This is a genomic window from Pseudomonas sp. RL (genome assembly GCF_000647775.1).
Taxonomy (GTDB): domain Bacteria; phylum Pseudomonadota; class Gammaproteobacteria; order Pseudomonadales; family Pseudomonadaceae; genus Serpens; species Serpens flexibilis.
In genome coordinates this window covers 1-11,119 of sequence record NZ_JBOY01000017.1, presented here as the reverse complement: position 1 = coordinate 11,119, position 11,119 = coordinate 1, and the positions used below count along the sequence as shown (strand labels likewise).

At 66.0% G+C, this 11,119-nt stretch carries 9 protein-coding genes; all 9 read right to left on the bottom strand.

Annotated features, from left to right (window positions below; translation table 11 throughout):
• Window positions 1-2,258: YgiQ family radical SAM protein (locus tag AS93_RS0104285; RefSeq protein WP_027589454.1), on the bottom strand; the 2,258-nt coding region annotated here is incomplete at its 3' end.
• A gap of 99 nt (window positions 2,259-2,357) precedes the next feature.
• Window positions 2,358-3,434: an alanine racemase gene (gene alr, locus AS93_RS0104280; RefSeq protein ID WP_027589453.1), complete on the bottom strand. Its 1,077-nt coding sequence runs from the start codon at window positions 3,432-3,434 to the stop codon at window positions 2,358-2,360.
• Between the two features lie 109 nt (window positions 3,435-3,543).
• The gene (gene dnaB, locus AS93_RS0104275) at window positions 3,544-4,941 is read right to left on the bottom strand and encodes a replicative DNA helicase (RefSeq protein WP_027589452.1); all 1,398 of its coding nucleotides are present in this window, start codon (window positions 4,939-4,941) and stop codon (window positions 3,544-3,546) included.
• A 113-nt stretch (window positions 4,942-5,054) separates the two neighbouring features.
• Window positions 5,055-5,501: a 50S ribosomal protein L9 gene (rplI, locus tag AS93_RS0104270; RefSeq protein ID WP_027589451.1), complete on the bottom strand. Its 447-nt coding sequence runs from the start codon at window positions 5,499-5,501 to the stop codon at window positions 5,055-5,057.
• Window positions 5,502-5,522: 21 nt separating this feature from the next.
• Complete coding sequence (locus AS93_RS0104265) at window positions 5,523-6,407, bottom strand: hypothetical protein (protein WP_027589450.1); 885 nt, start codon at window positions 6,405-6,407, stop codon at window positions 5,523-5,525.
• A gap of 37 nt (window positions 6,408-6,444) precedes the next feature.
• On the bottom strand, window positions 6,445-6,675 hold the full coding sequence (rpsR, locus tag AS93_RS0104260) for a 30S ribosomal protein S18 (protein WP_003452992.1): 231 nt from the start codon (window positions 6,673-6,675) through the stop codon (window positions 6,445-6,447).
• Between the two features lie 28 nt (window positions 6,676-6,703).
• The gene (rpsF, locus tag AS93_RS0104255) at window positions 6,704-7,117 is read right to left on the bottom strand and encodes a 30S ribosomal protein S6 (RefSeq protein WP_027589449.1); all 414 of its coding nucleotides are present in this window, start codon (window positions 7,115-7,117) and stop codon (window positions 6,704-6,706) included.
• Window positions 7,118-7,290: 173 nt separating this feature from the next.
• Complete coding sequence (gene rlmB, locus AS93_RS0104250; protein WP_027589448.1) at window positions 7,291-8,037, bottom strand: 23S rRNA (guanosine(2251)-2'-O)-methyltransferase RlmB; 747 nt, start codon at window positions 8,035-8,037, stop codon at window positions 7,291-7,293.
• A complete protein-coding gene (rnr, locus tag AS93_RS18660; RefSeq protein WP_051587331.1) occupies window positions 8,034-10,865 on the bottom strand; it encodes a ribonuclease R in 2,832 nt (943 codons plus the stop codon). Before rnr ends, rlmB begins: the two co-directional genes overlap by 4 nt.
• Window positions 10,866-11,119 lie beyond the last annotated feature (254 nt).

Here is an 11,119-nt window from a genome sequence, read left to right as displayed (position 1 = left end):
CCGCCCTTGCCGGCGCCACCCTTGCCCGCCCGGGCTTGCTCGGCGCGACGGGCTTCGGCAGCGGCCTTGGCCTGTTCGCGCTTGTCCCAGGCATTGCCGTCGTGGCTGCGCGGCGGCAGGCCGGTGTGCTGGGTGAGCAGCTTGCCGCCCTGCCCGGCTTTCTTGCTGCCGACCGGCGTGGAGTTCTTGCGCCGCGCGCTCTGGTAGCCCGCATCGCCGGCCGACTGATGGGCCGGGATCAACTGATGCTTGGCAGAGCCGATCAGGTCGGCACGGCCCATGCGCAGCAACGCCTCGCGCAGCAGCGGCCAGTTCTTCGGGTCGTGCCAGCGCAGGAAGGCCTTATGCAGACGGCGCTGCTCCTCGCTCTTGACCACCACCACGCCTTCGCTCTTGTAGGTGACCTTGCGCAGCGGATTCTTGCCGGTGTGGTACATGGCGGTGGCCGAGGCCATCGGCGACGGATAGAAGGCCTGCACCTGGTCGGCGCGGAAGCCGTTGGCCTTCAGCCACAGGGCGAGGTTCATCATGTCTTCGTCGGTGGTACCCGGGTGCGCGGCGATGAAGTACGGGATCAGGTACTGTTCCTTGCCCGCTTCCTTCGAATACTTGTCGAACATCTTCTTGAAGCGGTCGTAGGAGCCGATGCCCGGCTTCATCATCTTGTCCAGCGGACCGCGCTCGGTGTGCTCCGGGGCGATCTTCAGGTAGCCACCCACGTGGTGGGTGACCAGCTCCTTGACGTACTCGGGCGATTCCACCGCCAGGTCGTAGCGCAGACCCGAGGCGATGAGGATCTTCTTCACGCCGGGCAGCGCGCGGGCCTTGCGGTACAGCTCGATCAGCGAGCTGTGGTTGGTATCCAGGTTCTCGCAGATGCCCGGATAAACGCAGGACGGCTTGCGGCAGTGCTTCTCGATGTCGTGGCTCTTGCAACCCAGCCGGTACATGTTGGCGGTCGGCCCGCCGAGGTCGGAGACCACCCCGGTGAAGCCGCGCACCTTCTTCATCTCCTCGATCTCGTGGAGGATCGACTCGTGCGAGCGGCTCTGGATGATGCGCCCCTCGTGCTCGGTGATGGAGCAGAAGGTACAGCCGCCGAAGCAGCCGCGCATGATGTTCACCGAGAAGCGGATCATCTCGTAGGCGGGAATCTTCGCGCCGTTGTAGGCCGGGTGCGGCACGCGCGCGTAGGGCGCGGCGAACACGTAGTCCATCTCCTCGGTGGTCAGCGGGATCGGCGGCGGATTCAGCCAGATGTCCAGGTTCTCGTGCTTCTGCACCAGCGCGCGGGCGTTGCCCGGGTTGGTTTCCAGGTGCAGCACGCGGTTGGCGTGGGCATACAGCGCCGGGTCGTTGCGCACCTTCTCGAAGGACGGCAGGCGGATCACCGTGCGCTCGCGGTCATGGCTCGGGTGCGGCAGCAGCACCAGCGGCTTGGCCTCGTTAGGGTCCTCGGCCGGCGGCTGGCCGTTTTCCAGGGCGCAGGCTTCCAGGTCGCGGGTGTTGACGTAGGGGTTGATGATCTTGTCGATCTTGCCCGGCCGGTCGATGCGCGTGGAGTCGATCTCGAACCAGCCCGCGGGGGTGTCCTTGCGGATGAAGGCGGTGCCGCGCACGTCGGTGATGGCCTCGATCAGCTGGCCGGCGGCCAGGCGATGAGCCACTTCGACGATGGCGCGCTCGGCGTTGCCATACAGCAGCAGGTCGGCGGTGGCGTCCATGAGGATCGAACGGCGCACCTTGTCCGACCAGTAGTCGTAGTGGGCGATGCGGCGCAGCGACGCCTCGATGCCGCCGAGGACTACCGGCGTATCGCTGAAGGCCTCCTTGCAGCGCTGGCTGTACACCAGGCTGGCGCGGTCCGGACGCTTGCCGGCCTCGCCGCCGGCGGTATAGGCATCGTCGGAGCGCACCTTACGGTCGGCGGTGTAGCGGTTGATCATCGAGTCCATGTTGCCCGCCGCCACACCGAAGAACAGGTTCGGCTTGCCGAGCTTCATGAAGTCGTCTTTGGAACGCCAGTCCGGCTGGCTGATGATGCCGACACGGAAGCCCTGGGCTTCCAGCAGCCGGCCGATGATTGCCATGCCGAACGACGGATGGTCGACGTAGGCGTCGCCGGTGACCACGATGATGTCGCAGCTGTCCCAGCCGAGCCGATCCATCTCTTCCCGGCTCATCGGCAGGAAGGGCGCGGGCCCGAAGCACTCGGCCCAGTATTTGGGGTAGTCGAACAGCGGCTTGACGGCGGTCATGGACGGAACCAGGGGCAATACGAAAAAGGGCGCGGAATATAGCACAAAAAGTGAACAAGTCCGACAAGGACGCTCGGGTTTGGCAGTGGCCGGTAGCGCCTACGATCGGTACTCGCGGCGTACCCGGGCGGTGACCTTGGTCAGCAGCTCGTAGCCGATGGTCCCGGCAACCTTCGCGACCTCGTCGACCGGCAGCTGGGCACCCCAAAGTTCCACTGCATCGCCGATGCGCGCCTCCGGCAGGTCGGTGACGTCGATGGCCAGCATGTCCATGGACACCCGGCCGGCCAGCGGCACGCGCCGGCCGCGCACCACCACCGGCGTGCCGGACGGCGCGTGCCGCGGGTAACCGTCGGCGTAACCGCAGCTGACCGTGGCGATGCGCGACGGCCGCTGCGCCACCCAGGCGGCGCCGTAGCCCACCCCGTCGCCGGCCGGCACATCGTGCAGCGCGATGATCTGCGCGGTCAGGCTCATGGCCGGCGTGAGGCCCAGCTCGGCGGCGCTCATCCCGGCGAACGGCGAGGCGCCGTAGAGCATGATCCCCGGCCGGACCCAGTCCATGTGCGCCGGGGCAAAGGTCAGCACCGCGGCGGAGTTGGCGAAACTGCGCTGGTCGAACGCCACGTCCTGAAGGTCGACATAGCAATCCAGCTGCTGGCCGGTGAGCTCGTGACCCCGTTCGTCGGCACAGGCCAGGTGGCTGATCAGGTTGACTTCGGCCACCTGCGGCGCGGCGCGCAGGCGTTCGGCCCAGTGACGGATCTCCTCGGCGGAGAAGCCCAGCCGGTGCATGCCGGAATCCAGCTTGAGCCAGACGTTGAGCTGGCGGTCGCTGCGCAGCATCAACAGGCGCTCGGCCTGCTCAGTGCCCTGCACCGCCACATCCAGGTTGAGCGCCACGGCCGTGCGCCAGTCTTCCTCGTCGAAGCAGCCTTCCAGCAGCAGGATGCGCGCCTTGGGCGCATTGGCGCGCACCACGCGGGCCTCCTCCACACAGCACACGGCGAACCCGTCGGCCTCCTCGGCCAGCGCCGTCGCCACCATGGCCGCGCCGTGACCGTAGGCATCGGCCTTGACCACCGCCAGGGCGCGCCGCCCCGGCGCACAGCGCTTGGCCTGGGCGTAGTTGTGACGGATGGCGGCCAGATCGACCGTGGCGACGAGGGGGCGCATGGGGAAATCCTGTGCAGCGGAAAAAGACCCGGGAAAGCTTACTCCTCACAGCCGGGCCCGCAAGGCGAAAGCGGCGCGGCGACGCCCTCGCCGGCCGGACGCTGGCGAGTTATTCGTCGTCGTCGAACTGGTAGCTACCCGGCGCCAGGTTCTCGAAGCGCGAATAGCGACCGAGGAAGGCCAGGCGCACCGTGCCGATCGGCCCGTTACGCTGCTTGCCGATGATGATTTCGGCGATGCCCTTGTGCTCGGTTTCCGGGTGATACACCTCGTCCCGGTAAACGAACATGATGATGTCGGCGTCCTGCTCGATGGCCCCGGACTCGCGCAGGTCGGAGTTGACCGGGCGCTTGTTGGGCCGCTGCTCCAGCGAGCGGTTGAGCTGCGAGAGCGCCACTACCGGGCAGTTGAATTCCTTGGCCAGCGCCTTGAGCGAGCGGGAGATTTCCGAGATCTCGTTGACCCGGTTGTCGCCGCTGGAGCCGGGGATGCGCATCAGCTGCAGGTAGTCGACCATGATCAGGCCGATCTCGCCATGCTCGCGGGCCACCCGGCGGGTGCGCGCGCGCATTTCCGAGGGGCTGATGCCGGCGGTGTCGTCGATGAACAGCTTGCGGTCGTTGAGCAGGTTGACCGCCGAGGTCAGGCGCGGCCAGTCGTCGTCGTCCAGCTTGCCGGTGCGCACCTTGGTCTGATCGATGCGCCCCAGCGAGGCGAGCATACGGATGACGATGGAATCGGCAGGCATTTCCAGCGAGTAGACGAGGATCGCCTTGTCGCTGCGCAGCAGGGCGTTCTCCACCAGGTTCATGGCGAAGGTGGTCTTGCCCATCGACGGACGGCCGGCCACGATCACCAGGTCGGCGGCCTGCAGGCCGCTGGTCTTGTCGTCCAGGTCGGAGAAGCCGGTGGTCAGGCCGGTGATGGCGTCGGTGCTATTGAACAGCGTGTCGATGCGGTCGATGGCCTTGGCGAGGATGTCGTTGAGGCCCACCGGGCCGCCGCTCTTGGGGCGTGCCTCGGCGATCTCGAAAATCTTGCGCTCGGCCTCGTCGAGGATCTCGTCGCCGTTGCGGCCTTGCGGGGCATAGGCGCTGTCGGCGATCTCGCTGCTGACGCTGATCAGCTTGCGCAGGGTGGCCCGCTCGCGAATGATCGCCGCGTAGGCCTTGATATTGGCCACTGAGGGCGTGTTCTTGGCCAGTTCACCCAGGTAGGCCAGGCCGCCGACCTGGTTCAGGTGGCCTTCCTTGTCCAGTTGCTCGGACAGAGTCACCACGTCGAACGGCATGTTGCGCTCGGCCAGCACGTGGACGGCGCGGAAGATCAGGCGATGGTCATGGCGGTAGAAGTCGCCATCCGAAACCTGGTCAGCGACCCGTTCCCAGGCGTCGTTGTCCAGCATCAGGCCACCCAGCACGGCTTGCTCGGCCTCGATGGAATGCGGGGGCACCTTGAGGGCCGCGGTTTCCAGGTCGTACTGCTCGGGTAGGCTGATTTCGTTCATGGGTCTCGACAACGTTTTGCTGCGGCAGAAAAACAACAGGCACGTTCCGCTTGAGCGAAACGTGCCTGATGTTACGCGTCCGACCCCGCAAGGGGCCAGACAGTTCGTCGACCTTAGCCGGCGACCACGACCAGACGGACGCTGGCCTCGACGTCGGTGTGCAGGTGCAGCGCGACGTCGTATTCGCCAACCTGGCGAATGGTGCCGTTGGGCAGACGCACTTCGCTCTTGGCCACTTCCACGCCAGAGGCGGTCAGGGCGTCGGCGATGTCGGCGGTGCCGATGGAACCGAACAGCTTGCCTTCATCGCCAGCAACGGCGGTGATGGTCACTTCCAGCTCGTTCAGCTGAGCGGCGCGGGCTTCGGCAGCGGCCTTCTTCTCGGCAGCAGCCTTTTCCAGCTCGGCGCGACGGGCTTCGAACGCAGCCACGTTCTCGGCGGTAGCCGGGGTGGCCTTGCCTTGCGGCATCAGGTAGTTACGACCGTAACCGCTGCGAACTTTGACCTTGTCGCCCAGGTTGCCGAGGTTGGCAATTTTTTCCAGCAGGATGACTTCCATTTGAGTCTTACCTCTTAACTTTTAACCTTCACCGTTCGCAGGCCCGGAACCCTTGCGGGGCACGCGGCCGCGAAAATCAAACAGACTGTCGACGATGGCAAGCACCATCAGTAGCGGATAGACCAGTTGCATGAACAGCACCAGGGTGACGTACAGGCCCACCAGCCAGAAGCGTCCGAGACGCTGGGCGGCGACCAGTCCATGCACCAGGGCAATACCGGCGAACACCAGCGGCACACTGCACAGCGGCGCCAGCATGGGCAGGCCCAGGCTCGGACCCAGCAGCATGCCGGCCACCAGCGGCACGGTCATCCACAGCGGCAGTCGCAGGGCGCGGAATTCCTCGCCAAAACCGCCGGGGTTGTACAGTGCCGCCTGCCAGTAGCGCCCGAGCAGCAGGCACAGCAGGGTGACGATCTGCAGCAGCGCGGCCATCAGGCCGGTGAGCACCGGCACGATCAGCCCCAGAACCTGGGCCTGCTCGGCGGCGGACAGCTGTTCCCAGCCACTGCCAATGACCTGCGGCATGAGCTTCTGCAGCTCAGCGGCCACGGCCTCGATCGGCTCCGCGAACTGGCTGCCGAGCACCAGACCGAACACCACGCCCAACGGCACACTGGCCAGCAGCACCTTCACCCAGGACACGCTGGCGCGCAGCACCAGGGCCAGGCAGAGGGCGCCGAGCAGTACCAGCAAGGTGCGCGGCTCGCCGAACCACCACCAGCCAATGGCCGGCAGCAAGGCCCAGACGAGGATGCCCAGGGCATCGTTCAGCCCCCGACGCAGCAGCACCAGGCTGCCGGCGGCGGCGCTCAGCCAGAACAGCATCGGCAGCAACGCACCACCCGCCACCACCAGGATGGCCTGGGTGCGTCCGCGCATGATGAAGTCGGCCAGTGCCCGCATGCTTGTCTATCTCGCGCCTGTCGTCGACGGCACGGTCTTAGCGACCGTGGCTGTCGGTGTAGGGCAGCAGGGCCAGGTAGCGGGCGCGCTTGATGGCGGTGGCCAGCTGACGCTGGTACTTGGCTTTGGTCCCGGTGATACGGCTCGGAACGATCTTGCCGGTTTCGGAGATGTAGGCCTTCAGGGTGTTGAGATCCTTGAAGTCGATCTCCTTCACGCCTTCGGCGGTGAAACGGCAGAACTTACGACGACGGAAGAAACGTGCCATGGTCTTGGCTCCTCAATAGATCCGGTGATTACTCGTCAGCGTTGTCGCTGTCATTGTCGCTGTCGTCGGAACCCTCAGGGGATTCGACGCGCTCACGACGCTCACGGCGCTCGCTGCGGTTTTCTTCGGCCTTGAGCATCTCGGACTGGCCGGTAACGGCTTCGTCGCGACGGATGATCAGGTTACGGATCACGGCATCGTTGTAGCGGAAGTTGTCTTCCAGCTCGGCCAGGGCCTTGGCGCCGCACTCGACGTTCATCAGGATGTAGTGAGCCTTGTGAACGTTGTCGATGGCGTAGGCCAGCTGACGACGGCCCCAGTCTTCCAGGCGGTGGATCTTGCCGCCGTCTTCCTCGATGAGCTTGGTGTAGCGCTCAACCATGCCGCCAACCTGCTCGCTCTGGTCCGGGTGAACCAGGAAGATGATTTCGTAATGACGCATAAATGCTCCTTACGGGTTGTAGCCTGCCGCGCGTGCGATCAGGCAAGGAGTGAATGTCTCGTTCTTGACTTGCCCCGCAGGCGAGCGAACGCCTGCCGGCAGGGCAAGGGGCGACATTCTAGAGAGGCAACCGGCGCCAGGCAAGGCGCGACGCCGATTATTCGCTCCGCCGGTCAGGCCGGCCGGCGACGCTGGCGCAGCGCCTCGAACAGGCACACGCCGGTGGCCACGGAAACGTTCAGGCTGCTGACGCTGCCGGCCATCGGCAGGCGCGCCAGGAAGTCGCAGTGCTCGCGGGTCAGGCGGCGCATACCCTTGCCCTCGGCGCCCATCACCAGCACGGTCGGGCCGGTGAGGTCCAGATCATAGAGTTCCTTGTCCGCCTCGCCGGCAGTACCGACGATCCACAAGCCCTTCTTCTGCAGCTTTTCCAGGGTGCGCGACAGGTTCGTCACCGCCACCAGCGGAATCACCTCCGCAGCGCCACAGGCCACCTTGCGCACGGTGGCATTCAGGGTCGCGGACTTGTCCTTGGGCACGATCACCGCCTGCGCGCCGGCGGCGTCGGCGGTGCGCAGGCAGGCGCCCAGGTTGTGCGGGTCGGTGACCCCGTCCAGCACCAGCAGCAGCGCCGGACCTTCGTTGCGCTCGAGCAGTTCGTCGAGCATGTTCTCGCCCCACACCTGGCTGGGGCTGACTTCCGCCACCACGCCCTGGTGCACACCCTCGGCCCACTCGTCCAGCTCGCGGCGCTCGCGCTGGCCGACGTTGACCCGATGCGCCTCGGCCAGGCTCAGCAACGCCTGGATGCGCGGATCCTGGCGGCCCTCGGCCACCCACAACTGCTTGACCCGCTTGGGATGGTGGCGCAGCAACGCCTCCACGGCGTGTACGCCGTAAACCTTTTCCAGATCACTCATGACTTCGCCTTGGATTTGCCGGCGCCACGCTTGGCCTTGCCGCTCTTGCTCTTGCCGGCCTTGCCGGAATCCTTGTCTTTCGCCTTGCTCGAGGCCCGCTTGCCTTTACCCTTGGCCTCGTCGAGCAGCGCCTTCTTGACCGCGCGGCTCTTGCCTACCTCGGCGGCCACCTGCACCTCCAGTTCGGCGGCGGAAAGTACCTGCACCTTGCCTACCACGCGGCGCGACAGCAGTGCCGGCTTCTCGCTCGAACGCCGCCGCGCCGGTACTTCCTCCGGCAACTCGACCTGCGGCTCACGCGCCTTGCGATGCCCGAGGATCGCCGGACGTTCCGGCTGGGTACCCGGCGCCACCTTGCGCTTGCGCGGCAGGGCCTCGGGCTCGGGGTCCGGCCAGTCGAAGGCCGGCTCGTCGTCCAGGTCACGAATCTTCTTGCGCGCCGGCTTTTCCGGCTCGCTCACGGGCTTGGTGGCCTTGGGCCTCTCGGCCTTGACCGGCGCCGGAGCGACCGCCTTGGCCGGTGACTTGCCCTTGCGCGCCCGGACAGGCTTCTCCGCAGAAACCGCCGGCTCGCCGCGTGGGCGCTGCGCCGCCGCTTCGGCGACCAGCTCGAAGTCGATCTTGCGCTCGTCGAGGTCGACCCGTGCCACGCGCACCTGGACGCTGTCGCCCAGGCGGAAGATGCGCCCGCTGCGCTCGCCGGCCAGGCGATGGTGCATCGGGTCGAAGTGGTAGTAGTCGGCAGGCAGGCCGGTAACGTGCACCAGGCCCTCGACATAGATATCCGTGAGTTCGACGAAGATGCCGAAACCGGTGACCGCGGTGATGACGCCCGGGAAGGTCTCGCCGACCCGGTCGCGCATGTATTCGCACTTGAGCCAGTTCACCACGTCACGGGTGGCCTCGTCGGCGCGCCGCTCGGTCATCGAGCAGTCTTCGCCGAGCTGCGCCAGGCGCTCCTCGTCGTAGGGATAGATGCGCGCCTTGGGCACTGCGGCGGCGCCCACGCGTACCACGTGCTCGCTCTGCCGCTTGGAGCGGATCAGGCCACGGATTGCACGATGCACCAGCAGATCGGGGTAGCGGCGGATCGGCGAGGTGAAGTGGGTATAGGCCTCGTAGTTGAGGCCGAAGTGACCGACATTCTCCGGGCTGTAAACCGCCTGACTCAGCGAACGCAGCATCACCGTCTGGATCAGGTGGAAATCCGGGCGATCACGCACCGCATCGAGCAGGCGCAGGTAGTCCTTGGGCGTCGGTTCGCCCTTGCCCCGGTACAGGGTCAGGCCCAGCTCACCGAGGAAGCCCTTGAGCTTCTCCAGCTTTTCCGCCGGCGGGCTGTCATGCACCCGGTACAGCGCGGGAATCTCGTGTTCCTGCAGAAACGCCGCGGTGGCCACGTTGGCGCACAGCATGCATTCCTCGATCAGCTTGTGCGCGTCGTTTCGCTCGGTCGGGCGGATTTCCACGATCTTGCGGTCGGCGCCGAAGACGATGCGGGTTTCCTGGGTCTCGAAATCGATGGCGCCCCGCACGGTGCGCTCCTTGAGCAGCACCTTGAACAGCCGGTACAGCTCCTCGAGGTGCGGCGTCACCTGCGGCAGTTGGCTGCGCAGCTGCGCGGCCTCGGCGCTCTTCGGCTGCTCCAGCAACTGACTGACCTTGGTGTAGGTGAGTCGCGCATGGGAGTGGATTACCGCTTCGCAGAAGCGATAGCCGGTCATCTTGCCGGCGGCCGACAGATCGACGATGCACACCATCGCCAGGCGGTCGACCTGCGGGTTGAGCGAGCACAGGCCGTTGGATAGCACTTCCGGCAGCATCGGCACGACCTGCTCGGGGAAGTACACCGAATTGCCGCGCTTGGCAGCCTCCTCGTCGAGCGCCGAGCCCACCTTCACATAGAAGGACACGTCGGCGATGGCCACGTAAAGGGTCCAGCCACCGCCCTCCGCCGGTTCGGCATAGACGGCATCGTCGAAGTCGCGGGCGTCCTCGCCGTCGATGGTGACGAACGGCAGATGACGCAGATCGACACGCTTCTGCTTGTCACGCTCGGCTACTTCGGGACTGAGCTTGGCGGCTTCCTGTTCCACCGCCTCGGGCCAGACGTGGGGGATGCCATAGCTGTGCAGCGCCACCTGGATTTCCATGCCCGGCGCCATGTAGTCGCCGAGCACCTCGGTCACTTCGCCCTGGGCCTGGCGGAAATTGCTCGGCCACTGCTCGATGCGCACCTGGACGAACTGGCCATGCTTGGCACCGGCCTGCTTGCCGGGCGCGACCAGCACTTCCTGCTGGATCTTCGGGTTGTCGGCCACCACGCGGCCGATGCCGCTCTCTTCGAAGAAGCGGCCGACCAGCACCTCGTGGGCGCGTTCGAGAATTTCGGCGATGGCGCCTTCGCGCCGGCCGCGACGGTCGAAGCCCGCCACACGGGCCAGCACGCGGTCGCCGTCGAACACCAGGCGCATCTGCGCCGGGCTGAGGAACAGGTCGTCGCTGCCGTCCTCGGGAATGAGGAATCCAAAGCCATCGCGATGCCCGCTGACCCGACCACGGATCAGGTCCAGCTTGTCCACCGGGGCATAGGCGCCGCGCCGGGTGTAGACCAGTTGGCCATCGCGCTCCATGGCGCGCAGACGGCGACGCAGCGCTTCGAGCTGCTCTTCGGTGGTCAGACCGAACTCTTCGATCAGTTGCTCGCGGGTCGCCGGGGCGCCACGCTCATCCAGTCGCATCAGGATCAGTTCACGACTGGGGATGGGGTTATCGTACTTCTCCGCCTCGCGGACGGCCTCGGGATCGAGGGATTGCCAATCGGCCATTAAGAAAAATCACCTTCTGTGTGAGGGCGGAACGGGCCCTCTGTCTATTGAAGCGCGAATCGCGCCCGCACGGCAGCTTTGCCGGACAATTATTTTTGCTGTCAGGGGTTTACAAGGAAAAAGGTGGTCCGTATAGTTCGCGGCCACAACGACAGCGATGCCGTTGTAACACGGAAACGAAGGCAACACATCGTTTCATGTGCCCAGGTGGCGGAATTGGTAGACGCACTAGGTTCAGGTCCTAGCGGTGGCAA